The sequence below is a fragment of the Marinobacter sp. ANT_B65 genome (assembly GCF_002407605.1).
In the GTDB taxonomy this organism is placed as follows: domain Bacteria; phylum Pseudomonadota; class Gammaproteobacteria; order Pseudomonadales; family Oleiphilaceae; genus Marinobacter.
The window spans coordinates 494,018-518,108 of the sequence record NZ_NXGV01000001.1 but is presented as its reverse complement, the minus strand read 5'-3'; the positions used below and the strand labels follow the sequence as shown (position 1 = coordinate 518,108).

General features: G+C 51.0%; 37 protein-coding genes and 1 pseudogene. 12 read left to right on the top strand and 26 right to left on the bottom strand.

The window, feature by feature from the left end; all coding sequences use genetic code 11:
• Positions 1-14: 14 nt before the first annotated feature.
• Positions 15-515 (top strand): ureidoglycolate lyase, encoded by a 501-nt coding sequence (locus tag CPA50_RS02525; protein WP_096780896.1) that lies wholly within the window; start codon positions 15-17, stop codon positions 513-515.
• A gap of 16 nt (positions 516-531) precedes the next feature.
• Here the strand turns inward: CPA50_RS02525 and CPA50_RS02520 are convergent, their stop codons facing one another.
• Both CPA50_RS02520 and CPA50_RS02515 read right to left on the bottom strand, forming a co-directional pair.
• Positions 532-960, bottom strand: coding sequence for a hypothetical protein (locus CPA50_RS02520; RefSeq protein WP_227519464.1), 429 nt, complete (start codon positions 958-960; stop codon positions 532-534).
• A 170-nt stretch (positions 961-1,130) separates the two neighbouring features.
• Positions 1,131-1,940: a substrate-binding periplasmic protein gene (locus CPA50_RS02515; RefSeq protein WP_179397138.1), complete on the bottom strand. Its 810-nt coding sequence runs from the start codon at positions 1,938-1,940 to the stop codon at positions 1,131-1,133.
• 235 nt (positions 1,941-2,175) lie between these two features.
• On the opposite strand from CPA50_RS02515, the gene CPA50_RS02510 reads away from it, so the two are divergent.
• Positions 2,176-2,979 (top strand): DUF3750 domain-containing protein, encoded by an 804-nt coding sequence (locus CPA50_RS02510; protein WP_096780894.1) that lies wholly within the window; start codon positions 2,176-2,178, stop codon positions 2,977-2,979.
• 64 nt (positions 2,980-3,043) lie between these two features.
• On the opposite strand, the gene CPA50_RS02505 is transcribed toward CPA50_RS02510, so the two are convergent.
• From CPA50_RS02505 to thpR, 3 genes are all read right to left on the bottom strand, one after another.
• Positions 3,044-3,463, bottom strand: coding sequence for a hypothetical protein (locus CPA50_RS02505; RefSeq protein WP_179397137.1), 420 nt, complete (start codon positions 3,461-3,463; stop codon positions 3,044-3,046).
• The gene (locus tag CPA50_RS02500) at positions 3,456-4,112 is read right to left on the bottom strand and encodes a nucleotidyltransferase domain-containing protein (RefSeq protein ID WP_096780893.1); all 657 of its coding nucleotides are present in this window, start codon (positions 4,110-4,112) and stop codon (positions 3,456-3,458) included. The genes CPA50_RS02505 and CPA50_RS02500 overlap by 8 nt, the downstream gene beginning before the upstream one ends.
• 81 nt (positions 4,113-4,193) lie before the next feature.
• Positions 4,194-4,724 carry an RNA 2',3'-cyclic phosphodiesterase gene (gene thpR, locus CPA50_RS02495; RefSeq protein WP_096780892.1) on the bottom strand — a complete coding sequence of 177 codons (531 nt, stop codon included), beginning with the start codon at positions 4,722-4,724 and terminating at the stop codon, positions 4,194-4,196.
• 122 nt (positions 4,725-4,846) lie between these two features.
• Between thpR and CPA50_RS02490 the strand changes: the two genes are divergently transcribed.
• Positions 4,847-5,401, top strand: a complete 555-nt coding sequence (locus tag CPA50_RS02490; protein WP_096780891.1) for a nucleoside 2-deoxyribosyltransferase — start codon at positions 4,847-4,849, stop codon at positions 5,399-5,401.
• Between the two features lie 81 nt (positions 5,402-5,482).
• On the opposite strand, the gene CPA50_RS02485 is transcribed toward CPA50_RS02490, so the two are convergent.
• From CPA50_RS02485 to CPA50_RS02475, 3 genes are all read right to left on the bottom strand, one after another.
• A complete protein-coding gene (locus CPA50_RS02485; protein WP_096780890.1) occupies positions 5,483-6,112 on the bottom strand; it encodes a hypothetical protein in 630 nt (209 codons plus the stop codon).
• 395 nt (positions 6,113-6,507) lie between these two features.
• A complete protein-coding gene (locus tag CPA50_RS02480; protein WP_096780889.1) occupies positions 6,508-7,107 on the bottom strand; it encodes a hypothetical protein in 600 nt (199 codons plus the stop codon).
• A complete protein-coding gene (locus tag CPA50_RS02475) occupies positions 7,104-7,379 on the bottom strand; it encodes a hypothetical protein (RefSeq protein ID WP_096780888.1) in 276 nt (91 codons plus the stop codon). Before CPA50_RS02475 ends, CPA50_RS02480 begins: the two co-directional genes overlap by 4 nt.
• A 124-nt stretch (positions 7,380-7,503) precedes the next feature.
• On the opposite strand from CPA50_RS02475, the gene CPA50_RS02470 reads away from it, so the two are divergent.
• From CPA50_RS02470 to CPA50_RS02465, 3 genes are all read left to right on the top strand, one after another.
• Entirely contained in the window at positions 7,504-7,698 is a 195-nt protein-coding gene (locus CPA50_RS02470; RefSeq protein ID WP_096780887.1) for a hypothetical protein, read from the top strand.
• A 134-nt stretch (positions 7,699-7,832) separates the two neighbouring features.
• Positions 7,833-8,009, top strand: coding sequence for a hypothetical protein (locus CPA50_RS19410; protein ID WP_179397121.1), 177 nt, complete (start codon positions 7,833-7,835; stop codon positions 8,007-8,009).
• A 77-nt stretch (positions 8,010-8,086) separates the two neighbouring features.
• Positions 8,087-8,260 carry a hypothetical protein gene (locus CPA50_RS02465; RefSeq protein ID WP_227519462.1) on the top strand — a complete coding sequence of 58 codons (174 nt, stop codon included), beginning with the start codon at positions 8,087-8,089 and terminating at the stop codon, positions 8,258-8,260.
• Between the two features lie 27 nt (positions 8,261-8,287).
• Here the strand turns inward: CPA50_RS02465 and CPA50_RS19405 are convergent, their stop codons facing one another.
• The 8 genes from CPA50_RS19405 to CPA50_RS02430 all read right to left on the bottom strand — a co-directional run bounded on the left by CPA50_RS19405 (position 8,288) and on the right by CPA50_RS02430 (position 12,395).
• Positions 8,288-8,449 (bottom strand): hypothetical protein, encoded by a 162-nt coding sequence (locus tag CPA50_RS19405; protein WP_179397136.1) that lies wholly within the window; start codon positions 8,447-8,449, stop codon positions 8,288-8,290.
• Between the two features lie 304 nt (positions 8,450-8,753).
• On the bottom strand, positions 8,754-9,137 hold the full coding sequence (locus CPA50_RS02460) for a hypothetical protein (RefSeq protein WP_096780886.1): 384 nt from the start codon (positions 9,135-9,137) through the stop codon (positions 8,754-8,756).
• Between the two features lie 89 nt (positions 9,138-9,226).
• Positions 9,227-10,330, bottom strand: a complete 1,104-nt coding sequence (rho, locus tag CPA50_RS02455; RefSeq protein WP_227519461.1) for a transcription termination factor Rho — start codon at positions 10,328-10,330, stop codon at positions 9,227-9,229.
• A gap of 78 nt (positions 10,331-10,408) precedes the next feature.
• Positions 10,409-10,642 (bottom strand): hypothetical protein, encoded by a 234-nt coding sequence (locus tag CPA50_RS02450; protein ID WP_096780884.1) that lies wholly within the window; start codon positions 10,640-10,642, stop codon positions 10,409-10,411.
• A gap of 189 nt (positions 10,643-10,831) precedes the next feature.
• Positions 10,832-11,197 carry a hypothetical protein gene (locus tag CPA50_RS02445; RefSeq protein ID WP_096780883.1) on the bottom strand — a complete coding sequence of 122 codons (366 nt, stop codon included), beginning with the start codon at positions 11,195-11,197 and terminating at the stop codon, positions 10,832-10,834.
• A 5-nt stretch (positions 11,198-11,202) separates the two neighbouring features.
• Entirely contained in the window at positions 11,203-11,490 is a 288-nt protein-coding gene (locus CPA50_RS02440) for a hypothetical protein (protein ID WP_096780882.1), read from the bottom strand.
• Positions 11,491-11,673: 183 nt separating this feature from the next.
• Positions 11,674-12,036: a hypothetical protein gene (locus tag CPA50_RS02435; protein WP_096780881.1), complete on the bottom strand. Its 363-nt coding sequence runs from the start codon at positions 12,034-12,036 to the stop codon at positions 11,674-11,676.
• 2 nt (positions 12,037-12,038) lie between these two features.
• Positions 12,039-12,395: a hypothetical protein gene (locus CPA50_RS02430; protein WP_096780880.1), complete on the bottom strand. Its 357-nt coding sequence runs from the start codon at positions 12,393-12,395 to the stop codon at positions 12,039-12,041.
• 406 nt (positions 12,396-12,801) lie between these two features.
• Here CPA50_RS02430 and CPA50_RS02425 point away from each other — a divergent pair, with 406 nt between their 5' ends.
• From CPA50_RS02425 to CPA50_RS02415, 3 genes are all read left to right on the top strand, one after another.
• Complete coding sequence (locus tag CPA50_RS02425) at positions 12,802-13,125, top strand: type II toxin-antitoxin system RelE/ParE family toxin (protein ID WP_096780879.1); 324 nt, start codon at positions 12,802-12,804, stop codon at positions 13,123-13,125.
• Entirely contained in the window at positions 13,122-13,412 is a 291-nt protein-coding gene (locus CPA50_RS02420) for a helix-turn-helix domain-containing protein (protein WP_096780878.1), read from the top strand. The genes CPA50_RS02425 and CPA50_RS02420 overlap by 4 nt, the downstream gene beginning before the upstream one ends.
• Positions 13,413-13,524: 112 nt before the next feature.
• Positions 13,525-14,205: an arginine N-succinyltransferase gene (locus CPA50_RS02415; protein WP_096780877.1), complete on the top strand. Its 681-nt coding sequence runs from the start codon at positions 13,525-13,527 to the stop codon at positions 14,203-14,205.
• Positions 14,206-14,239: 34 nt separating this feature from the next.
• On the opposite strand, the gene CPA50_RS02410 is transcribed toward CPA50_RS02415, so the two are convergent.
• Together CPA50_RS02410 and CPA50_RS02405 are read right to left on the bottom strand one after the other, a co-directional pair.
• Positions 14,240-14,881 (bottom strand): DUF1294 domain-containing protein, encoded by a 642-nt coding sequence (locus tag CPA50_RS02410; protein ID WP_096780876.1) that lies wholly within the window; start codon positions 14,879-14,881, stop codon positions 14,240-14,242.
• Positions 14,878-15,930 (bottom strand): nuclease-related domain-containing protein, encoded by a 1,053-nt coding sequence (locus CPA50_RS02405; protein ID WP_096780875.1) that lies wholly within the window; start codon positions 15,928-15,930, stop codon positions 14,878-14,880. The genes CPA50_RS02410 and CPA50_RS02405 overlap by 4 nt, the downstream gene beginning before the upstream one ends.
• A gap of 153 nt (positions 15,931-16,083) precedes the next feature.
• On the opposite strand from CPA50_RS02405, the gene CPA50_RS02400 reads away from it, so the two are divergent.
• Entirely contained in the window at positions 16,084-16,245 is a 162-nt protein-coding gene (locus CPA50_RS02400) for a hypothetical protein (protein ID WP_179397135.1), read from the top strand.
• 31 nt (positions 16,246-16,276) lie between these two features.
• Here CPA50_RS02400 and CPA50_RS02395 read toward each other — a convergent pair whose 3' ends face one another.
• The 3 genes and pseudogenes from CPA50_RS02395 to CPA50_RS02385 form a co-directional block, all read right to left on the bottom strand.
• Complete coding sequence (locus CPA50_RS02395) at positions 16,277-16,630, bottom strand: DUF4174 domain-containing protein (RefSeq protein WP_227519460.1); 354 nt, start codon at positions 16,628-16,630, stop codon at positions 16,277-16,279.
• 115 nt (positions 16,631-16,745) lie between these two features.
• A pseudogene (locus CPA50_RS02390) lies at positions 16,746-17,057 on the bottom strand (helix-turn-helix domain-containing protein).
• A 14-nt stretch (positions 17,058-17,071) separates the two neighbouring features.
• The gene (locus tag CPA50_RS02385) at positions 17,072-17,356 is read right to left on the bottom strand and encodes a type II toxin-antitoxin system RelE/ParE family toxin (protein ID WP_227519459.1); all 285 of its coding nucleotides are present in this window, start codon (positions 17,354-17,356) and stop codon (positions 17,072-17,074) included.
• Positions 17,357-17,608: 252 nt separating this feature from the next.
• Between CPA50_RS02385 and CPA50_RS02380 the strand changes: the two genes are divergently transcribed.
• Positions 17,609-18,955, top strand: a complete 1,347-nt coding sequence (locus CPA50_RS02380) for a hypothetical protein (protein ID WP_227519458.1) — start codon at positions 17,609-17,611, stop codon at positions 18,953-18,955.
• A 239-nt stretch (positions 18,956-19,194) separates the two neighbouring features.
• On the opposite strand, the gene CPA50_RS19890 is transcribed toward CPA50_RS02380, so the two are convergent.
• Positions 19,195-19,725: an NlpC/P60 family protein gene (locus CPA50_RS19890; protein WP_143750716.1), complete on the bottom strand. Its 531-nt coding sequence runs from the start codon at positions 19,723-19,725 to the stop codon at positions 19,195-19,197.
• Between the two features lie 56 nt (positions 19,726-19,781).
• Between CPA50_RS19890 and CPA50_RS02370 the strand changes: the two genes are divergently transcribed.
• Complete coding sequence (locus CPA50_RS02370) at positions 19,782-20,159, top strand: helix-turn-helix domain-containing protein (RefSeq protein WP_096780872.1); 378 nt, start codon at positions 19,782-19,784, stop codon at positions 20,157-20,159.
• A gap of 196 nt (positions 20,160-20,355) precedes the next feature.
• Here CPA50_RS02370 and CPA50_RS02365 read toward each other — a convergent pair whose 3' ends face one another.
• From CPA50_RS02365 to CPA50_RS02350, 4 genes are all read right to left on the bottom strand, one after another.
• Complete coding sequence (locus CPA50_RS02365) at positions 20,356-21,285, bottom strand: nuclease-related domain-containing protein (RefSeq protein WP_096780871.1); 930 nt, start codon at positions 21,283-21,285, stop codon at positions 20,356-20,358.
• A gap of 68 nt (positions 21,286-21,353) precedes the next feature.
• Positions 21,354-21,899, bottom strand: a complete 546-nt coding sequence (locus CPA50_RS02360) for a PIN domain-containing protein (protein WP_096780870.1) — start codon at positions 21,897-21,899, stop codon at positions 21,354-21,356.
• A gap of 59 nt (positions 21,900-21,958) precedes the next feature.
• Positions 21,959-22,261, bottom strand: a complete 303-nt coding sequence (locus CPA50_RS02355) for a hypothetical protein (protein ID WP_096780869.1) — start codon at positions 22,259-22,261, stop codon at positions 21,959-21,961.
• Positions 22,262-22,435: 174 nt separating this feature from the next.
• Positions 22,436-24,040: a DUF4041 domain-containing protein gene (locus CPA50_RS02350; protein ID WP_096780868.1), complete on the bottom strand. Its 1,605-nt coding sequence runs from the start codon at positions 24,038-24,040 to the stop codon at positions 22,436-22,438.
• Positions 24,041-24,091: the final 51 nt, after the last annotated feature.

Genomic DNA, 24,091 nt, shown 5'->3' with positions numbered 1-24,091 from the left:
AGCGGAGACTTTATATGAGTGAGCAGTTATTGCAATTGACGGCCGAGCCGCTGACCCCCGAGGCTTTCGCCGACTTTGGTGAGGTAATTGATCACCGCAGCGCTGAATATTTCATGATCAATAGCGGACGCACCCGGCGCTACCATGATCTGGCAAAGGTCGAAGCACTAGGTGACGAAGCAAGAACGCTGATCAGTATCTTCGTCAGCCAGCCAGTGCAGATGCCACTGGAGCTGACCTTTCTTGAACGTCACCCGCTGGGCAGCCAGGCTTTTGTGCCGCTGCATGGTGAGCGCTTTGTAGTTGTGGTGGCACCCCCTGGAGACGTGATAAACCCGGACAAGGTGCGGGCTTTCATTACCGATGGCCAACAGGGCGTCAACTACCATGCAGGCACATGGCATGCCATTCAGTCTGTGCTGGAGTGCGAAGGCACCTTTCTGGTGGTGGATCGCGGTGGCGCAGGAAACAACTGCGACGAGCATCCACTGGCGCTAAGGGTAACCCTCGGGTAATCGGGACAGATTTACTTTATTGGTAGATCGGCCGGCAACTTCCCACAGCCTGCGCCTGCAGATATTCACAGAACGCCTTCACATCAGGACTTGTGAATTCACCGGAAATAAACTCACCCGGAATCAGCCCTTCATCCCATCGGGACGTAGCCAAGGCATAGGGGTGTTCTTCGCCATCGCCAGGATAAATCTGCACCACCGCCTGAGTCTGGTGAATATAAAGATCGCGAAGTTCTCTGACACAATAAAGCGCACCGGGGTCACGGCTGGTATCGCACTGGTAGCCCTTCCCGATGAAGTACTCACTGGCAACGGAGAACAGGGTGTTTCTGTCCAGGACAGAAGACGGCACCGGATGAATGGTTCTGCCGACATCGTAGGCGATGTTAGTACAACCGGCGATTAACGACAGCAACAGAACCATCAGAATTTTTAACTTATTCACAGTAGCGCCTGACCTCTTAATGGTGACCACCGTCTTCCGGAATAATGAAACCAAACCCCTTGGCATCATTCCAGACAGCGAGAAATCCTTTCTGATTCAATTCACTTCTCCCTTGAATCAATCCAGCGCAAAACATAAATCTGACCGGGGTGCCCGGCCACTCACGATTGCTATTGGTCTTGTGTATTGAAGGTCCACTTCCCTTCAATGGCCTCCAGAGAACCATCCGCCACCATTGACTGGTAGGCCATCAGCAAGCGCTTTAACTCATCAGTAGTAACAGACGCCTTGCTAACCCCGAAGAACACAGGTTCTTTAATCGCGGTAAACGGATGAACCACCAGGCCGTATTCTGGATTGCGCCTTCTTTCGGCCTGAACATCCAGTGGTTCATCGAAATAACCAAGCAGCCTGCCAAGTAAAACCTTGTCGTCATTCTGGGGGCCGGTCAATTGCTCCGCACACCCCCTGAACGCATCATCGTTTCTCAGCCTTTCATCAAACTCATCCCCGTAGGTAACGTTGGGCTGAATACCAAATTTCAGTCCCAGCGATTTACACTGGGCAACCAGATCGTCAAGAGAGCTGACAGGCAATGCAGCATTCTCCCTGGTAACAATCAGGCTCATCTGAGTGTATCGCTGTGGGCCAATCCAGTGCAGGTACTCAGACCGTTCTTCGGTGATGTTTACATTGGCCAGCAGGTCGACCTGACCCTGCAGCGCCATGACCAGAGCCCGTGACCAGGGGATTTCAAGGATATTGGGCTCGAACCCCGCACGCACAACCAGAGCGACAGCCATTTCGACATCAATACCTTCCCACTGCTGCTCTGCGTTTTTGTAGTAGTTGGGGTAGAAATTGCCCACTCGAATATCGAGGCTTTCCGTTGCCGTAGAACTTGCTGCAATGCCCATCAAAAGCACCAGCATCAAGACATGAAGCAAGCGGCTTTTGGTGCTTGAATAAAATTGAAACAAAGAACCTGTCCTTTCAGAAAAACCTGATTTAAAAATAGCAGGTTTTCCTCCTGCGACCATGAAAATAATGCTTCGAACCTACTGCCCACTACAAAGCCGATTAGGCGATCTGCCCCGCGGGAAGCCATAACATTAGCTGTCGTTAATACTTCCCATTGATACTCAAAATTATATGAGACGTATACTGGATGGGTTTTGACTACCAACCAATGCATGTAGCCCGAGGTCCTCTGGAATGATGAAACCCCTTAAATGGCTCGCCAGAACCACAGTATTTTTGTTGGTTCTGCTGGCAGGCCCCGCACTGATTGCGGCCTGCAGTAGCCAGCCTGGCCAGAGCTGGCGTGACGCCGACCGCTCCAGCGCAGGCATTGCGCCACTACCGGGCGAGACCGAAGAGGCCATTGTGCAGGTTTATGGTGCCCGGGCTTATAGCTGGCGGGGCAACTTTGCGGTCCACACCTGGATTGCGACCAAGGAGCGCGGAGCATCCACCTACGAAGTCCACGATGTCACTGGCTGGGGTAATCAGAAGGTGCGGTCCCGCGCCGGTGAACCGGATACTGCCTGGTATGGCAATCCACCCATGTTGCTGGCAGATATCCGTGGTACGAAAGCGGAGGCCGCTATCACCAATATCCGGACAGCTATCGACGTCTACCCCTTCCCGAATGAATACAAAGCCTGGCCCGGCCCCAACAGCAATACCTTTGTCTCCTGGGTAATCCGGCAGGTACCCGAACTGGATGTAGCGCTGCCCAACATTGCCATTGGAAAAGACTATCTCCCTGACGGCGTATTTGCTAAAACGCCCAGCGGTTCGGGCTACCAGTTCTCCCTAAATGGCTATTTCGGCCTTATGGCGAGTATCCGGGAAGGTGTTGAACTGAACATACTCGGCCTCAATCTTGGCGTTGACCCACTGACTCTGGCCGTCAAATTACCCGGTATAGGGCGCCTTGGCCTGCGCGATCCCTGGATGGACCGCTCAACGTTGCAGCAAGTTCCAGCTGTGGAGCAGGTTGCAGAGGCTAATTAATGGGCGGGGCGACTCAATTACCCATATTGGGCATTAAATTACCCAATATGGGTAATGCTGGTTTTTACCCTGTGACAAGTGCAACCATGGCTCGCCTGATTTCTTCAGTTATTTCCATGAGACTTGTCACCAACGCTTCGTCTACGTCGATATTGCCTTCATATTCTGCAAGGTTACGCTTACGATGGGCCTGATCAAGAACCCGCCATTTGGATGGCGGCAGGTCGAGCGTATGCTGTAAACATTGAAATACCAGGTATCGATTGTCTGACCGATAACCAAAGTGACGAAGTGCCGCCAAAGAAAGCGCGTGAGCTGCGTTGTACGACAAATCAAAACGGCTCTCCAGGCTAAGTGTTGCCAGACCCGCATCCTTTAATCGAACACTACCGGACTGGATAAGCCCCTGAACCTCATTGATATCTGCCGTCTCGTGGTGGAGTTTGTGTATCCGCGCCAGGTTCTCCAGTGCTTCTTTATCCATTGATGCTTCCTTTCAACAATATGTGTTGTCCTTCCAGGACCTTCCTCAAAAACGGGTTATTGTTGGCCAGACGCTTCTCGAACTCTTCTCGCGTGTAGAGGGTCGGGTTGATGATGCGCGAAAGGCTGGTTTCTGCAGGCGCCAGCGCATCAAAGACCTCCTCCAGAGTGAGAGAGTCCGACACCAACATGAGATCGATATCGCTGTTGGCATGATCGGTCTTCTTCGCCACCGAGCCATATATGAGCGCCATATCGATTTTCTCGTCAATCAAGCTGAGAGCATCTTCAATCTGTTGTTCCGGACCGAGGAGTTTTGAAACAAGAGAGGACAGTTCCGGAAATACGGGGGAGTCCGGGTTGGCTTTGTATCGTTTCTGCCGCCCCTGCAATGTCACCTGCACCAGGCCACTATCCACCAGACGCGCCAGTTCCCGCTGCACAGCCCCCGAACCGGCTTCCGCATGCTCAATGAGTTCCTTGAGAGAAAAGTCCCTTTCTCCACGCGCGAAAAACAACCGCAGTACCTTTTGGCGGGTTTGTGAAAACAGGGCATCTGCCAATCCAGTGCATTTCGATGTTTTTACTGCTGGCATATTGATGGCACTCTTAAAACCCATTTTGGGTAATTTTATACCCAAAATGGGCATCCTGAAAGTCTGAAGCCGAATTGCTTAAACCGTCAAGCTGATCAAATTGGAATCTGACTTTCTTGCGTTTGAACCACAACATCAATAAAGAAAGCGCTCTATCACCGTGTACACAGAACCATTGGCACCCGGTTCGCTCTCAAAGAGCACAAACTCATCCACCTGAAACGACCCGAAAACCGCCCCCTCATACTCAGCCAGCAAGCCCTCAACCGAACCGGGCTGGCGCCGGAATCTGGACAGAGTGATATGGGGGCGGAACGCCCGGCTTTCCGTTGTAAACCCGAGGCTCGCCATCTGGCCTTTAATTACACCATGGAGGCTGGCAACAGGCGCCACAGGCTGGACACCTGCCCAGAGGTTCCGGGGCGCGCAAGACTGGCCAAAACACCCCAACCCCGTAACGCTCAGTTCAAAAGGTGCCAGGGGAATATGGCAGGCAGCCTCGCACACTGCGGGCAGGCGCTCTTCCTCAACGTCACCAAGGAACAGCAAAGTGATGTGCATCTGCTCAGCACTTTGCCATCTGGCACCGGGCACCTCTGCCCTCACCTTCAACAGGCGGGCCTTGATGTGAGCGGGGATCTCCAGGCCGAAGAAAAGTCTGGGCATAGTTTTGAGCATCCGGAAAAGGGAAAAGAAGCCGTACCCGGGTCTACCATGGACAGCTGTTACCATTCAGACTGGCAGACAGATTTGTGCCCATTATATACAACCAGCCTTAAGAGGCCCCTATGGCAAAGCCAAAACGCATCTACCTCGCCGGCCCGGAAGTCTTCTTCCCAGCCAGCGAACACCAGCTCATCGTGGCCGAGAAAAAACGCCTCCTTCAGGAGTACGGGTTTGAAGGCGTAGACCCACTGGATACCGAACTGGTGTTTTCAGATAACCAGACAAAACCCGATCGCGGGCATGGAATCTACAAGGCCAACCGTGAACTGATGGACAGCTGCGACGCCATCATCGCCAACCTGACACCCTTTCGCGGCATAAGCGCAGACCCGGGTACCGTGTATGAGGTGGGTTACATGATTGGTCAGGGCAAGCCCGCATTCGGATTCACCCTGGACAGCCGGCCCTACCGGGAACGGGCAGGTGCTACCGGCCAGGACCACATGGGCCATACCATCGAGGACTTTGAGCTGAGTGACAACCTGATGATTGAAGGCGGTATCCGAGAATCCGGTGGTCAACTATTGGTGGCTGAGCAGCCAGGGGAACATTCGTTTTTCTGTGCAGAACTGTTTCAGCGCTGTGTTCAGCTGCTTGCCCATACTCTTTCGGGATAAAGCAGGGAAGTCTCCCTGATTCAGAACAACCCAGGCCCAAGGTGAGCAACCGAGCCCCTGACCTCCTGGTCAGATTGCCATTCATCGCTTGTCTTCCTGAAATATCTCGGGATATTTCATTTTCTGACTGTGATCATAAATAGCCAGAAGCTCTTCCGCCTTGGCCCTCACTTCGTTGGGAGCAACATCAGCGCCACCATTAGGCTGGAGAGACATCCATTCCAGCAGCGGATTCCTGACACTGCCAACATTTTCAATACAATACCCGGGATTTCTTACCCAAACCGTTGGAGACATTATTGCTGGCGATGACAATTGCCAACATGAACTGTAACCCAGTGATTCCATGTAGGACCTGACGGCAAAACCATAAGGGATTCGCACAGCAATCGATAGAAAAGCGAAAATCAACGCAACACCAACACAGCGCTGGATTCGTTTATCCCTATCCCAATCAGTCAAACGCAGAACCAGACCAACAATAATACTGACAAAGCAAGGGACAGCCAAAAACATTGGCACGTCCCAATTTGATACCTCTACAGCAATACTGTGCTCACGCAATCTGTAAATATTGACTAAAAATTCCTGGCCCCGAAGATAAAGAATCACAAGCACAACCAAGGTAATAGCCGCTATAAAGAATAGAATATTCAAGCGTTCCCCTACAGTTTTATTGGGGTCCTCTGATGTTTTTTTCGAATTTGACACAGGCTATTACCGGAATTTTTTATGAAAGCAGGGTACTCCATCAGGCGTTCATTAACCCGGGTGTTGCACTTGGAGCTGGAGACCGCCCACTATCAACACCTGCACCGCCCAACTGATTAAAAATTAAGTAGTGCCAACTATCCTGCCAGAGGGGGTCTCTGACAAGGTGTGATGGCCGGACACTTACTAACGGGATCGCTTCATGGCATGATCTCCTGCTGAGGGCTCTATCATGCCGGATTTTCCAGTTTTAGATGGACCTAAATTCTAGGGCAGGATCAAAAGAATCTTATTCCCTATGTAAAACAGGTTTGGGAGTAGCTTTTTATAAGGCCTGATCCTCGCCCATGGAAGGACGTCTCCTGGAGCTCACCTTTGACCACGCAAGTGCAGGTTTATCCCTCGTACTCAAAACCGCAGATCGCCATCTGATTACGAATGAATTCTTCAACCTCCCGGTAAACTGGCAGGTTTGCCTGGTCCAGTTCGTAGTTGACGGCCACGCCATTGACTGGGAGGTGCATCATGCAGTCAAAGCTGCCTTGGAAGTTATCAGAACAGGAGCCCCATAGCACAAGGCCATCTTCCGTTTGCTTTGCGAGGTCCCAGTGATACTGGCTATCCCCGGGTACCCTAAAGAGCCCTCCGCTTTCTTCGATAGGCTCGGCCTGGACGCTTTCAAAGCGAATGGTTTTGTAGGGCTCTGAGAAGGTCAGGTATAGAAACTGTGGTTGCGTACTTGAGCCTACCGTTACCTCAGCTTTATAACCCGATATCTGATTGGCTACGGTGGTCGCCGGTATCTCTACCCTCATCCCGTAAAGATTGTCCTTGGTGTCAAAGTTTCCGTCCTGTTCAACCGGATGGCTTAACTCTGATAGCTGGTATCGATTGAGCAAGCAATCTGTATGTTCAGTGCTTCTGCTGTTGTCCATGGCAGGTGCGCAGCCAGCACATAGAGCCAGTACGGGCGAGAGAGTACGAAGTGCCATCATCGGAGTTGCCCTGCCCGTTCCAAGCCAGTTGCAAGATTTACCACCGTAGATCTGGCCAAGAGCTCCCAGTACGCGAAACCCTTCTGATTCCAGAAAGCGGGATCGCCCGAGCGGATTGCAGCTTTGAGCTTGTCAGTATCCGATATCCAAAGCGCGTAGCCTATTCTTGCCACGGGATCGCGTTTTTTTAATCTGCTAAACCAGAAGGCTTCGAGATTCCCGTTGGCGAGGAAGCTTTCCTCGTCCGCGGTAACCGCGAGGGATTGGGGCATGAGCGAAAGTCCTTTATCGTTGATTGCATCCTGCAGTGGGCATCAGTAGACCGAAAAACAAGTGCATCGTCAATATTTGCTTGTCTTCCTGAAATATCTCGGGATAGCCACGGCGTCTGTCGAGTTGACCGACAAATTTGGCGCTCAGATTGGGTTACGCACACTCGCGGGCGCAACCTTCACTGCAGAGAAACTGGTCATCGGCGGTGGTCTGCTGCTTGTCGGGTACGCAGGAGCTGCAGTTGGCAGCGCAGCGGTAGCCACAGGTCGCAGTCTGGGCTGCGGCACTCGCATGATTGACGTGATCAGTTACATCTAAAAAAATGACCTGCAATTCAAGGGGTATAAGGAATTCTTTATCCAGCACCCCGAAGTCTACGATGTGAACCACTCCAATCGTAAAGCCTTTGCTACTAAAGCCAGGTACCAGCACACACTTTTCGAGTACTCCTGATGGCAAAAACCAAAATCAAGGATGATCTTGCGCTACTGATCACAGGCCTCATTATCGCGGTCATTACCTGGGCCGTATTCCAAAGGCTGGGTATGTGGGTGTTCTATATCTACGCTCTTCTGATTCTTTACGTCTGTGTCCGGCGTTATTTACGGACCCGCAAGAACCGGAACTAAAGGGCAAGCCCGCATTCGGATTCACCCTGGACAGCCGGCCCTACCGGGAACGGGCAGGTGCAACCAGCCAGGACCACATGGGCCATACCATCGAGGACTTTGAGCTGAGTGACAACCTGATGATTGAAGGCGGTATCCGAGAATCCGGTGGCCAACTATTGGTAGCTGAGCAGCCAGGGGAACATTCGTTTTTCTGTGCAGAACTGTTCCACCGCGGTGTTAAGGCACTTACCTGTGCCTTCTCGAGATAAAGCCGGGAAAAAAATCTGTCCAGGTTTTCAGCGAGCTTTCAGGCTAATCTGCTTTGAACCTGTAGAGGCGTACTGACCGCTTTTACCTTTGCCCACATACTCAACAGCTCCGCCGGACTTTAAAAAAGCAGCAGTCTGCTTCTCAATCATGGCAGCAGTTAATGTTTCTTTTCCGGGACTCTTGCTCATTATATTCTCCAAGTTAACTGGCGATTTATTAACCAACTTCAAACATTTGTGATATTCGAAACAGGAAATAATTGTCTGGAACAGGAAACGATCGATGAAGCGGGGTCAGATTGCGCCTCCGTGACCATACAGGCAGGTGTGCAATTCGCCCCATGGTAGCCCTAAAAAACACACCTGTCCCTGTTTTTCGCTGAACTGGGTGTTGCGGTGCCCCACATAGCCACTGGAAAACCGGTGCAGACCTGTTTTACTTGGCGGGGCAGTCCGGGGAAAACCTCAATCCAGTGTGCGTCGCATGCACTGGTTATGCGCTCTCTAATTTTTCACAGGCTTGCTGAGGAGATAACGCCTCCCCTTCCCAAAGCTCGACCCGGTGAGCCCCAGCCCCATAAGCAACTTCCCGAAGAACTTTTACTTCAACCTCAGACAGCCCGCCCTCCGTCATTTCAACAGGGTGCATTAGTACAGCCGGGCTTCGTTTTATAAGTTTTTTCGGAAGTACCTTCTTTATGCCATTGAGCAATTCATACTCGGCTCTTACGAATTCTCCGATCAGTAGGCGGGATGTGCTGAACGGTTCCGGAGAACAAACGATTTCGACAACAGGCTCACCGGACACCTTCATGATCTCGAAGCGATTCCGCGAAATCTTTACGTATATTTTTTCTTCGAACAGTTTTCTCAACACAATCTCGCCCTATGCATAACACTAGCCATCAGAGAAGCCTAAAAATAGATCTGCCCCGGTTTTCCCGAGGTCATCACTCACACGCATCATCATCCTGGCCCGGGGATGTTTTTCAGAAGCTCGGCATTTGTGGGGTACTTCTCAAGCAGCTCAACCAGCTTTTTTGTGCCCTCTAGCGGTTTAAGACCGCCAAGCGCCCGGCGCAATGCTCTTATTTTGTCTAAATCTTTTGGATCCAACAGCAACTCTTCACGGCGTGTACTGCTTTTCGAAATATCCAGCGCGGGAAAGATTCGCTGATTCGCCACGTCTCTCGATAAAACCAGCTCCATGTTCCCCGTACCCTTAAATTCCTCAAAGATAACCTGGTCCATACGGCTGCCGGTATCCACCAAAACGGTTGCCAAAATGGTCAGCGAGCCGCCATTCTCAATGTTTCGTGCAGCGCCAAACAACCTCCGCGGAATCTCCATCGCCCGAGCATCCATCCCGCCAGACATAGTACGACCGCTGCTCTTTCGCTCCGCATTATGCACACGCGAAAGCCTCGTAAGAGAATCAATCACAATCATGACGTTGTGACCCTCGCCTGCTTGCTGGCGGGCGATATCAAGAAGCTCATTGGCAACGCGGACGTGATGAGCATAGCTTTCATCCGAAGAAGAAGCGTGTACCTCAGCCGGGACGCTGCGCCTGAAATCAGTGACCTCTTCGGGGCGCTCATCTACCAATAACGCGTAAAGTTTAATCTCGGGATACGCTTTTCCCACCGCCTGGCAAATATGTTTCAAAATCGTCGACTTTCCAGACCCCGGCGGCGCAACTATCAAACCCCGCTGCCCCATTCCAATCGGCGTGATCAAATCCATCGCGCGCACCGTGAGTTTTTCTGAACCCGACTCCAAGCGAATCCCCGGCGCTGGATTGATAGCCGCAGCATTTAAAAAGCGTTTTTGTGGATCGACCTCACCTTCCACCTCAACCATAGCTTCGGCTTCCTCAGCCACTGGCTTAGCGTCTTTAGTTCGTTTTCGGGTTAAACCTAATGTCTTTCTCGTCATGATTGCCTGATAGCTCGTGTTTGATAGATATTTTTCGAAATGGGCTGATAACGTCAAAAAATCAGAAGCCCTAACGGATTGCTGAACACCATTTTCGACAAAGACAGCCCAAGACAAAGAACCAGTGTGCACGAAATAAGTCTGTCCCGGTTTTCCCCAAAAATAGATCTGCCCCGGTTTTGGTTCTGTACTTTAACGACTTGCCCGCCTTCACTGGGTGGCCTGGTCAATCATTTCCGCCTGCCTGGCCGCCTCGTCCTCCATAAACTTCTTCATGTCGTCTTCAAACTTCGGCACATCACCCGGGTTCGTCGGAACCTTTGGCAGCTTATCGGCGCCCATTTCCGCGGCCTGTTCAGCGTTGGCTTCCTTACCCTTGTTCAGTTGCTGAGTCACCAACAGACCAACAACCAATACAGCGGCGAGCAAAAGGATCAGTTTCATAAGGGGTTCTCATTCAGTAGTTACCGATCAGATTAACTCAATCGGTGCGCACCTCACGAATGCGCATCGGCATGGCATCGATCCGGCGGACACCTTTGCCTGATTTGAAACCAGACCTGCCCCGCTTTTGCAGCTAACGCGGTACCGCCGATAACTGAAGTGGACCCCGAAAAGCCGACCTTTTGCTACTCAATCAAGATTGAAAAAAAACCCACCTAAAAGCACGATAGCAAGGAAGATTAAGCCGGAAATCATCAATGCCCACCCCAAATAACGGTCAAAGCGAGTTGAGTAACTGCGCACTGTAGGCACATCTATGAGCGGATCATTTGCTTGATTGAAAATGCCCACAGGAAAAGCAATGGCAGAGGCGTACCAGAGTACCCGAAGCCCCACACCGTCCCATGAAGGTTGGCGTGTCACCCCGTCCCTCTTCATCTGACGCTCGATTCTGGCCATTGAGAAACGGGCAAACCCTATCCACGCTGCCGCCATAATCGCGAACACAATCAGCAGTATGAAGTAGTACCAACCTTCCGGTGTACCATCTAACATCTAAATCAACTCCTGTCCCTGATGCCGGCTGCAATATTCCGACCCCGCTTGTCAGCAATGGATCCTGCCCCACCCCGGGGGCCACCGGATTTATGAGCCCTTGTAAGGTTGAGCAAGGCTTCCTGGTACTTTGCCAACGCCTGCTGAAAGCCATTCAGTCGAGCAAATGCTGCCGTGGTTCCCGCCCCAACCAGCCCGTTAATCTCTTGTATCTTTTCAGGTGAAAGGTGAGGCTCGAAAAACACCTTCAAAATATGAGCGTCCTCACCCATGGCCTCTGCACTGCGCGCCATGCACATGCGCTCCGGCAATGGCAAGGAGTTTAGTCTACGCAATGTAGATAGGGTAAAGACGTCGTCATTCGCAAGAGAATAGGCACGTCGGGGCTGTATCATTTCTCTTTCGTTGAGGCCGCTGCTGCTGAGGAAAACCTTAAAATACTGTCCGGGATTAGTTGACCACTACATATGGTCAAGTCAATCAATATCGAAAAATACTCCTGATAGAGTTATTGCCACCAATAAAAAACCCGAAACCATCAAAATCCACCCGAGAACCCGATCGGACGATGTGGAATACCGGCGTACAGTCGGCACGTCGATCAATGGATCCTCAGCCCGGTTAAATATCCCCACAGGAAAAGCAATAGCAGAAGCATACCAAAGCGCTCGAAGCCCCACCCCGTCCCACGAAGACGGACGGGAAAGCCCATCTTTCTGCATCTGCCGCTCAATTCGCGCCATCGAAAAGCGCGCAAAACCCAACCAGGAAATAAAAGTGATAATCAAAAGCAAACCGAAGAAGGTGTAGTACCAGCCTTCTATTGTGTTATCAAACATTTTTATCTATCCCAGAGCATAGAAGCAAAATTTTGCCCCTTTTGATCAGCATAGAGCCCTGCTCCTAAACCGGCGAGGACGCCAACAGTTACCACAACTCCAAGGACAGCCCAACCAACTGGCCCCGCAACAATGAGCCCCGCTTGTGCAGCTAACGCGGTGCCGCCGATAACCGCATATTTACCAGTCAGGCCACCAACTACACCAGCGGTTCCAAACCCCGTCATTAGAACAGCCGATTCCCGCATCCAGTCTCCCCCACATTCATAGGTCGTATGGACTTTATTTGCACGAAAACCTGCATCAAACGCTATCGCAAGGCGCCCTGTGTTGTTCAGAACTCTGCTGACGGTGTCCATGCGCTCCGGCATTGGCAAGGAGTTCAATTACGCGATGTGGATAGGGTAAAGATTTCATCAGTCGCAAGAGAATAGGCACGTCCGGGCTATATCGTTTCTCTTTCGGTGAGGCCGTTGCTGCGTAGGAAAGCTTCAAAGGTACCGGGGGCGTCGCCGACCAGGGCAGAAGCGGAAGTCGGTTTTTGGGCGAAGAAAACATCGGGCATAGACTCGTTCCTTAAGTCATTTTGGTTGGATGCCGTTGATTCAGGAGGAATGGTAGCGAGGCTACTTTGGAATGTCTATGGCGAAGCACATGAGGTTTTCTATGGACCAAATTACCTGTAAATAAATCTGTCCCGGTCTTTCAAGATATTTCCCACAACTGAAGTTATCATATATGATAACCTAAAAATACGGAGCGCCCATGGACTGGGACATTGAATTCTACAGGAAGGTAGACGAAGAATTGGCCGGGATGCCGCCCAAGATTCAGGCGAGAATGATCCGGCTAATGGAATTGATGGCAAAGCATGGAGCGAACCTTGGGGAGCCACACACCAAGTCACTTGGTGATGAGTTGTTCGAGATCCGCGCAAAAGCTAAAGAAGGCATTGGGAGAGGTATTTTCTGCTATATGCAGGATAGGAAAATCATCATTCTCCATGTCTTTGTGAAAAAAGATCAGAAAATACCGAAGAAAGACCTAGAGCTAGCAAAAGAGCGTTTAAGGGAGGTCAAAAAATCATGAACTTCAATAAGTTTAAGCAGAAGGCACTCGAAAATCCTGAAGTGCGTAAAGAGTACGATGCCCTTCAGGAAGAATTCAGCCTGATCGACCAATTGATCACCATGAGAACAAAAGCGGGCCTTACCCAAGAGGATCTTGCAAAGAAGCTGCGGACAAGCAAAAGCAATATCTCCAGACTTGAGCGTGGCCGGGGAAACCCTAGCTGGGGAACACTCAGCAAGTACGCCGCAGCCTGTGGTTTTCGAGTGAAACTGGAAACCACAGAAAACGACCGAGCGTCCGCATAAACTCCTGTTGATGCCACTAAGCTAAAACCGGGACAAGTTTATGTTCACAGAACCCCATCCAGGCTGCTAAACAAAGCGCAACCGGACTGGCTATTTGAGGTTCACACTGGCAATGAGTATGGCAACCGAGCACAAAACAGCACCAGCAACGCCGCCCGCAAAGAAGGGCTTCAGTGGCTTGCATGTCTTTGGCATTGTGCTGCTCACCATCGTTGCCACCGCCGGCGTCGGTTACTGGTGGTTGAGCCACTATGTGTTTCCTGAGAACTTCGAGCCCGTAACCCTGAATGCCAGTGAACAGGATTCACTTAACAACAAGCTGAGTAGTCTGGGTATTGATACCCAAGGCGGAGAAACCGGCCGCCCGTTGCAGCCGGTACCCTACAGTGAAGAAGGCGCCAGCCGGGAGGTACGTTTCAGCGAGCGGGAACTCAACGGCATGCTGGCCAATAACACCGACCTGGCTCAGAGACTCGCAGTCGACCTTTCGGACGATCTGCTGAGCGCCCTTCTTCTGGTGCCTCTTGAAGAGGACTTCCCTGTACTCGGCGGCAGAACCCTGCGAGTAAATGCCGGTGTGGAATTGTCCTTTGCCAACGGTCGCCCCCTGGTCAAGTTAAAGGGCGTCAGCCTCATGGGCGTACCCATTCCGAACGCCTGGCTGGGTAACCTCAAAAATGTGGACCTGGTTAACGAGTTCGGCGCCAACCCGGGATTCTGGCAATCCTTTGCAGCGGGTGTGGATTATATCCAGGTTGAGGATGGCCGGTTGCTTGTCCGGCTTAAGGAATAGAGAAAACCGGGACAGATTTATTTTCATTGCCCAGCTACCAGATAAGCGGCCGCAAAGAATTCAACAAATCAAGGTCTAATTGCTGCCGCAAACTGGCCGCCTCCGGGGCGACAAGCAGCCAGCCAAGAGCGCTCAGATTAGCGAGAACCGCCAGCCAGAAAACGAACTGATAGCTCACCTTTCGCGTTTTATGCCGAAAAACCTGTTGCGCCATTAGTGCACCTGGCCAGCCACAGCAAAGTTCAAAGAAGTGCAGCCTGTTCTCAGGCGTACGCTGTGCTCCCCGTTGAGCCGCCCGCTTATCAGACCAGTACATCACAAATAACACCAGACTCACCCCGCCATAGGCAGCCGGGATAGAAACAGGCATATAACCCCGATGAAACAGGCCTGCAAGAGTGGTGAAAAACGCAAGCACAACAACAGCCGCCACCCAGACTCCCGGAGCAATACTGGCGCCAATCTTTGCCGCTCCCGCATACTGAAACCGCCCAGCCCTCAGCCGACCCTGATCATCCTTCGAGATGCTGTAAGTCACCTTGCGATCAGAAACAGGCCGCCCCCGGCCTGCATAACTGCTGATATGAGCAAAAACCCGCTCACCACCGTCTTCCGGAGTGATGAATCCAAACCCCTTGGCATCATCCCAGACAGTGAGAACTCCTTTCTGATTCAATTCACTTCTCCTTGCAGGGTCTTATACCGGGCACATGCCTTATCTCTGTCTCTCAAAACGCGCGGATCCTGATTGCCGATAGCGGCAGCAATAAGAGCGTTACATTCCTGCCTTGCCAAAAACAACTCAGAACGCGGTTGGTGAATATCCGGAGCAACTATCCCTGAGGAAGACGCTTGCGTAACAGGGCTCGAATCTATTTTGAGTTCGCTTTCCGATTGGTGAGGAATGCGCTGCGATACGCCTTCACCCCGTTGTTCAGTGTTCCTTTTAGTGCCAGTCGCCAACGCACCTGAAACGAAATCCGAATACGCGTTCAATACAATCGTACCGGCTCCCAGCATCAATGCTATAAAAACCAGAGGTTTGAGAAGCCCAGGTCCCCGGCTACGGGGCACACTACCACTACGCTCGGCCACCAACCCCCTCACGTAGCGGGCATGCGCCTGGTCGGTGGCGAATGATGCCTTGAGGCGGCCGGAGGCGATCTTTTCCCTGACCTCTTCCACTTCCTGCTGGGTTAGAACAGGATCCGTTTTCGACTTGATATAACGGACATACCCCAAACCTTGCGTGACATTTTCCGGCATGGGCGTTTTGAATGTGCTGTCCCCCACAAACACCACCAATGAGTGTATCTGGTGATCGTCTAGCCCAAGCAGGGTCTGCAGAGTTTTCACATGCTTGTAGTTCTGATGCAGCGGGTTCTGGAATTTGTGATTGGAACGGTAAATCTTCTGAGTCCAGGAACGCTGATGAGGGCCACCGAAGATCCAGCCTTTCATGTTTTTGGTCTCGACAACGAATACGCCAAACACCGAAACCAAAACGTGGTCGATCTGCGTGGTGCCATCTTCCGTGGGGAGGGTCACATTCTTAATGAGATGGTAGCGGGATTTATCCAGGTATCTCCGCGCGGAGAAATTGACCAGGAACTCCCCAAACTTACCCTTGAACCAGGGTGATCTGAGCAGGCCTGCAATGATGGAAAAAGCTAACAGATAATAAAGTGCAGTAATAAGGGGCTGGAAAGCCGGACTCAAATCCATTTCTCAGACATCCATGTTGTGCAATCCTGAACCAACCCAGCGTGGAACATAAATCAGTCTTTGGTTCGGTGCCTTAGGATTTTTGTAACTCAACGCTATTGGAATACCGGGACGGATCTATATTCCAGCCGGATAACCCAACAAGGAGACACCATGTCGTACGCCAGCCAATATACACCCGAAACCCTGAGCCGGGATGAGCTGGACCAGAGCACAGGCCCAATGGTGATCGAATTCGGCACCAACTGGTGCGGAATCTGCCAGGGTGCTCAGGCGGACATCAAGACAGCAGCAACATCGAAGATGCACTGCTAAAAATTCACTAAGGCCGGCGCTGGCAATTAGCTCAATCGGTGTGCATCTCACGCATGCGCATCGGCATGGCGTCGGTCCGGCGGAAAATAGCGTCAAGGTCGAGACGGGGCTCGCGGCTTTTGATCCCGCCGTCTTTTCCGATCAGCAGCACCCGCTCGTCAGGACGGACCTTTGCAAGCAGTTCGTTGACGTCATTCTCAACACCATCAGACACCCTTGCCTGATTTGAAACCAGACCCGACCCGGTGTTCACGAACCAGATAATGTCACGGTCATCGAGTTCGGCATGGGCATCTCTAAGGCTATCAACAGCACCCTCCGTTTCTGGCGCTGCCTGAACCAGGATCAGCCGGTTCTTCCATTGATAGTCGCCCAGATTATTCATCTCCACTCCGTAAGCCGCTAGCGAAATAAGCACGAGCAGTATTGCCAAAAACCGCCGGCCATTGTTCAAACCAGATCCTGCGCAAAGCATCAGAAAAAAACCCTCCCGGCTTTATTCAAGCCGCGTGAGGCGATCCATTACCCTCACCAGCCTGCAAAGTCCAGGTCATACCCAAAGCCCGCCCGGCTTTGACAAGAGTTGTGATGGTTACACCAGTGTCCTTCTCATCAAGAAGACGGTTAACCACTGTGCGGCTGGTATGCATTTTTTGAGCAAGTTAAGACTTGTTCACGCCAGTTTGCCCCATTGCCTGCTGAATCTGCCAGACAATTACCCGCTTCAGCGCCTCAGCTTCTACTTGCTCAAGTGTGCCGTCAGCCTCAAGCAGGTCATCGAGAGAGCTGCCAACGTGTTTGTGCTGTGTCATTTTCTTGCTCCCATTCAAACAAGATTCTTCCTTCGGTCTCTCGCCTTTGCCAACTCTTGATCCGGTGTTTTCTGAGTCTTCTTGATAAAGCCGTTTAACAGCACCATCTCGCCGCGAAACATCGTAAATATGACTCGTGCAATCCGCACCGCCTGATAGATCACTGTGGACTTCCCACAAGTCCGAGTTGGCTTTACCAGAAAACCCTCTAACCAAAGGCATGCCCAGTGGCGGTTACGACCACGTTGAAAATTTTGGTGGGAGAAACCGGGCACAATCACCCTGGCCTGTCTTGGCATCAGCGTCTCCTTGCGTTTGAAGCACAGAATCCATTCTGTGCGCGGGCACCCGATATTAACCGAAGTTCGGAGTGGGTTGGATTGGTAGTGCCTCAAGTCAACTCCAAGCCATCAGAGAAGCCATGAAAATAAATCTGTCCCGGTTTTTCCCTGCCAGTATTTTACATTTCCTTACTTAGTTTACAGGCATAACACTAGATCGCTGCTACCCTTAGTTAGGAAACTAAATCTAAAAAAAGCATGGAGCTATCTGTGAAAAACCGTCCTGATTTCCTCATCGGAGGCGAACCTGCGCGACTGATTCCGATAACCGCAGACAGCGCAAGAGAACAGAAATCCGTCTCCGTTCTTCTCGCAGGTCTTCGCTCCGTGCTCGAGTTGCGACAGTCTCTGCTGAAATCCCTGAATGTGCGAGTCGGAACCAGTGCTACCTTGGAAGCCTGGACAGAAGTAGTTTTTCAGAACGAAGACAAGAAGGCCGTTAAACAGAAGGATCGACCGGACGGCCTCCTGATCCTCCGAACGGGCCGACGTGAATGGCGAGCGTTGATTGAAGCCAAAGTCAACAACGACACCATTGGTGAAGACCAGATATCACGATACCTGCAACAAGCTAAAACCCACAAACTGGATGCCGTGATCACCATTACCAATCAGTTTGTAGCACTGCCAACCCATCACCCGGTAAAACTCCCGAAGACCGCCACCAAATCAGTGGCTCTCTATCATTGGTCATGGGCATTTATCCGGACCCAGTGCCAGCTTCTGCTCAAGAACGATGGAATTGAAGACGAGGATCAGGTATTCATTCTTAGCGAAATACTGCGGTATCTTGAAAGCGATCGCTCGGGCATCAGCCATTTCGACCAGATGAATGCCGAATGGAAAGATGTCGTCAACAAAGTGAAGAGCAACGCGCCTATCGCTAAAAACAGCGATGAGGTTCAGAACACCATCGCCGCTTGGTACCAGGAGCAACGGGACCTTTGCTTGATCATGTCTCGACTAACGGGCAGCGACGTTTCCCTGAAATTGAAAAACGGCCACCGCCTCGATCCTTCCATGCGTTTGAAGGATGACGCAGATGCGTTTTGTAAAGCACCGGTACTGTACTGCGCTCTCAACATCATCAATTCGGCGGCGGATCTGGAAGTGACAGCTGACCTCCAACGGCGAATGATTTACTGCTCAATGCGCCTTACCGCGCCAAAGGACAAGCAAAGCACTAAAGCCCGGGTTAACTGGCTCCTGCGGCAACTAAAGAAAACCGAACCAACCGGGTTCTTCATTCGCGCCAACAGGCCCGGTAAGGCGGAAACGACCTACCAGGCGCTAAAAGACTTGCGAAATTCGCCGGAGTTGCTGGAATCGGATACGTCCAACAGTGCCGCCACGACTCTGGATGTCGTTTACGAGGTAGATCTTGCAGGAAAGTTCAGCGGCCGGAAGATATTTGTAGAGGAGCTGGAAAAAGCAGTACCACATTTTTACCAAGAAGCAGGCCAGTTGTTGAAGGCCTGGAGTCCGCCGCCCCCCAAAATATCGAAAGCTGATGGTGAGCTGAAAGCCCAAGATGAGGAACCGGAGCTGGAAAAATAGATCTGTCCCGGTTTCTCGCGTAACCCCCAGCTCAAAAGATATGGCGGGTGGGCTTTGATCTGAGCGGGGATCTCCAGGCCGAAGAATAGTGTGCGCATGGGTCTATTTCTCGTGGTTCATCTTACGCACCATATAAGCGTCTACCTTGGGCAACCTCAATTTGAGAATAATATCCAAAGCGTAGTCCGCCCCGCCCAAAACAGCCATCGACTCACGGAGCACCCACCCTCTGCATAAAATCAGTCTATCCCCTTTTCCTGCAGTCGTTTCGGGCCGACAACGAAATCATGGTGCCGATTCGCATTTGACACCATGAGGGCTGCCAACCCAATACAGCCGGCGGCTGTGGCAAACCTGCCTGCTCCCCCCCTTGAAGCTAGCAACCCACCTACAAAACCACACCCGAGCGCAACTTGGAGTTGGGGACTCATGCGGTTGCCCGTGCTCAGATAATATGCGGTGTGTTCGCAGTTATTCGAAATGAGACTGTATACCTCACTACTTTTATTTATATCAGCCAGCCTTTTAGTGAAACCTTGGGGGTCTATTTTCTGGCGCTTAACCGACACAAATTTACCATTCGAGTATTGCTCAAACGGAACTCTGACCGGCCGGCCACCCGGTTGAATGTGCAACACTTCATCTGACCCTAGATACACGCCGGCGTGCCCTACGACGCCTTTATTCCGATATAGCAAATCACCAACCATCAAGCTAGAATACATATTTATAAATCCATAGTTTTTTACGTTTAACGCATGTGTATTCAAATTATAATTTTATTTCCTGTAAGTCAACCCTCGACATCAAAATAGAAGAGGCTCCCATGGAAAATGGAAAAACCTCGTACTCGGCAGTACTGGGCGTTGTTCTCTCGAACCTCAGGAAAAGCATGAACATCGAACAAGGGGAGATGGCAGAACGGATGGGACTTTCACAACCAAGCTACAGCCGGCTTGAAAGCGGGAAGTCCACGTTCTCAGTGGACCAAATGTTCCAATCGGCTAATGCCTTGGGCATTAGTTTTGAAGAATTGAACATGCGTCTGATCCAGAACATTCAGCAACTGCAAGACAATGGCATCAAGGTAATTCAGCCAGTGAGGGGTAACACAGCTAAAGCTCAAGAGCAGAAAAATGAGGTCGGCCAGATTCTCGCAGGAGCAGCACTCGGGGCACTAATCTTTAGCATGCTGACGAAATAACAGCTGACCCTGACGGCATAAACCTGAATTCAGTAGGCGGAATGAACATTGAAGATTGCTAGCTCAAAGCTATTACCTGGCCATACCGAAAACAGGGCCAGATTTATTTTCCGTCTATTTTTCATATATTTGTTTATCTGGCCCATCATTGGTAGATAGGCCATGTTGAAGCCAAAAGAGACCTGCCCCGGATTTCCTAGCTGGAAGCGGCAGCACCCCATTTAACCGCAAATGGGGTGCTCTTGTTGCAAGACTGGCAATCCAGGTACATATCGGATTTCGATTTACGGGTCCTGGTGGAACCTGAACCACAGGCTGGGCAGGTATGCTTAAGGGCCGTGTTTGTTGAGCATTTGGCACATTGAACATAGTAACCAAAGCGACCATATTGCGCCGAGAGCGCTTCCGTCTCACCACATTTTTTACAACTCACCGTCACGGGCCCTTCGACAGGGGCGGCCTGCACTTCAGAGTGCTTAACAGCTGGCTTTGCCTCCTGTTTAAGTGCTGGTTCGCCGGCCCGCTGGTAGCTTTTCAAGAACGCGTAGATCCGATCCATCTCATCATCTGTAAATCGCGCCTCAGTCTTGGCAAAGCTTTTCAGCCCATTATTCGCTGCTTTCGTGAGGTCTTTGATCTTATCGACAAGAAACTCGGTTTTAACGATATGTTGTGAGATGTCAGCAGGGATATTGTCACGATCCAGCCGCGCCGAGCTGGAAATCGCGATCACTGTTTTGTATTGGCGTCCACCAAAGCCTTTTTGCAGACCCAGAAGCTTCCCGAGAAGCTGGGAGTCATTCTCCCTAAGAAGAGCCTTGAGGTTATCAATCTGCACCGCGGCCTGCTGTACTGGAGAGGGAATACCGAACCATTCATCTTTGTAAGATCGTTCCCATTCACCCAGGGAATTTACCCGCACCGCCCCCTGAATGCTCTTGCTTTCAACGACGATGAAGCCGGCTTTGTAAATGATCAGATGATCAATCTGAGATTTAAAACCATTCACCTCAATCTCAAGGTTGTTGAGGATTCTGTAGTTATCGTTACTGCCAAAGTATCGGTCGAGGAAGTACGAAACCTGCGATTCCTGCTTCTCTCCCGCCATCCGTTTGTAATCTGGCATTACTGCTCTTCCTGTTGCAATGATTCTTTAAATGTTTTCGCGAAAATAAATCTGTCCTGACTTTCCCCTCAAGCCAAATACTCCACACCGGTATCAGACACCTTAAGAAATTTGGCGTGTACCAACTGGTTGAGGGCTTTCTGAATGGCTACCTCGTTTCCCTGGAGCCGTAGGTGGGAAGCAATATGGTTACGAAGGCCAGTGACCTTCTGAGGACGTTTCTCTTTTGGCTTTGCCGACAGGTTTTTGATCAGCTTTTGAGTGTCACCAGACGCCCCGGCAATTTTCACCTGCTTGCACACCCGTCCACTGGACTTGATGTGGGCAATCAGCGGCGAAAAGCCCGAATCATTACTAACCACCTCAAACGCCACCGCTCGATCGGCCTGGGCATCGAACTTTCCGAGGTAGTAGGCAAGATGGAAATCGAGGTTATTCGCCTGAGTGGCCTTCAACTGAACGACCACCATGTTGATCGGCTCGTCGTACTTCGTGTCCGTAAAGTCCAGCTTGGGCTGCTTTGCACCAAGGAACACGATGACCCGCTCATACTCTGAGAGATTGACCTTTCCGAGATTGCCTACGTTCTCGTAGTCGATGAAAGCCCATTTCATTACTCAACTTCCTATGTCGGTTCAAAAATAAATATGTCCCGTTTTTCCCGAACAGCGGCCTAGCGAACGAGAGAATAAGCCGCCCTCACCTGCCCCATCACAATGCGAGCATCTTCCGGTTTTAGGCCATTTTTGCGCAACTGCGGCATCACCATCGCGCCCACGTTTTTGCAGCGCGAAGGATCAATGCCGTGCTTCATGAATTCATCGGCAATGACCTGCGGCGAAGCATCAGGGTTGGCTTTAAGAAGTTTGCAAATTTCGATGGCACAGGCATGCTCGGTGGGGTCGGCGTTTTGTTTGCTGCGCCAGATTAGGAATGCGGCGATGGCGGCGAAAATGGCTAGGATCAGGAATTTCATAGAAATCTCATGGAGTACGCTAGACCGAACTATAAAGGCTGAATGTCACTTGTATAACCAAACCAGAATTTTCCCCCAGCTTTTACGAGGCAAATTCCGCATGAGGCTCACCAGAATCATCGAACAACAAACGCCAACCTAAAAGGCCACAATAACCCATCAAAAAACTAGGGACTATGCCGTAACCGGCGCTTCTAAAGCCTGCTGTTTAGAGATACTCAAAGACTCCCGATATTCCGCCGCTTCCGCTTTCATTGTCCAGTGTATTTCGTTCATACCCTGCTGTTCGACAGCCTGGCGAATTTCGGCAAGATTCAGGTTAAAGAACTCCTTCCGGAAATTCACTTTATTTACCGACGCATCATCAAACCGACGATGCAGCTCTTTTTCCAATGCTGGAGCATCATCGCTGTAAATCATGGCGTGGACATCAAAATCAAATGGAACAGAAGCGTCGCCTAACTCTTTCACTCGATCCATAGGCTCGAGCCTGCGCGTCATACCAATCTTGAAGACGTTCTCACCAAAGCTCCCGATATTACTGATGACATAAACATGGCCACGTCTTGTTTGCTGTGCCATAGAAAGCGCCCGTTCACCCCTTGTCTCGGCTTCAGCTAACTTGGCTTCAAGTTCCGCAAGCTGGGTTTCGTATTGCTGGCGTTGATCTCCGTGTGCGGATGCCAGTTCTTTCCGGGCCGTTTCCAGGGCTTTTTGCAACATCCGCTCTTCTTTCTCGGCCTCTTTAATAGCCTTTTCAATCTCTCGGCGCGCTCTTTCCTCCTCACGCATTTGTTCCCTAATAGCTCGCTGCTCTTCCCGTTCTATCTGCCTTAGTTCATGAGTGGCAACCGCCCATTGGAGTTCGTCCAAACGAGCTTCAAGATATTCTTGGTTAATACGAGCATTTCTAAAGGGCATGCCATTGTGATTCACGAGGGCAAAGGCATCCTTAATTTCCTGTTTGATCTTGCCGAAGTTGTCGTGTTTGACCTTAGCCAACGCCGAATCAACCTTACCGTTGAAGGCATCCACCGCGAAGTGTATTGCAAAGGCTCGCCGGTTTGCCTCTGCATAATCACACGCGCCCGCGTTACCATTTTTGACCATGTCCCGAACGCGCTTACGAGCCCGCTTCAATTGTTCGCCAGCCTCCTTATGGCTGTATTCTTCGGCAAGCTCATCCAAAACCGCATGATTAGGGACGATATAGTCGTCTTTATAACCCTGAATGGTATTGCGCATGGCCACCACAGTGGCTTCATATAGATCAGCTTTCCCCTTGGCCGCCAGTGCATCTCCCGCTATTTCCTCAGCCCGCCGTCCCGCGAAATCAAGAACTCTCTCCGCCTCTGCTCGACCATCTGCCTCAATTTGCTCAGCCTTTAACTTTGCCTCTTTGATAGCGGCCTTTGCTTCAGCACTGATTTGGTTCGCTTCGTCTTTAGCCTCTGCCAGCTTTGCCTCAGCCTCCAAATACACACCTTCCGCTTCACTCCTGACAGCTTCCGCTTTTCTCTCCGCTTTACCGATTAACAGCCGCGCATGCGCCTCCATATCGGTAATCGGTTTGTACTTGGCCTTGAGGTCTGCGCAGTATTGCTCTGCATCCTTCCTTTTCTTTTCAGCCTGCTTCAAACGCTGCATCGCGTCGGCGAGCTTTTCCTTCATAGCGTTCCGGCTACGTCGAAAAAGCCAGGAAATCAAGGCCGGAATAAAGATCAAAAGAACGGCGACGATTACGACGATGGCATCACCTGCCGATGTTATTTCTTCCATGCTTTATCCTATTTATCGTCTTGGAATTCCAGGAGTTATCAATGCATATCC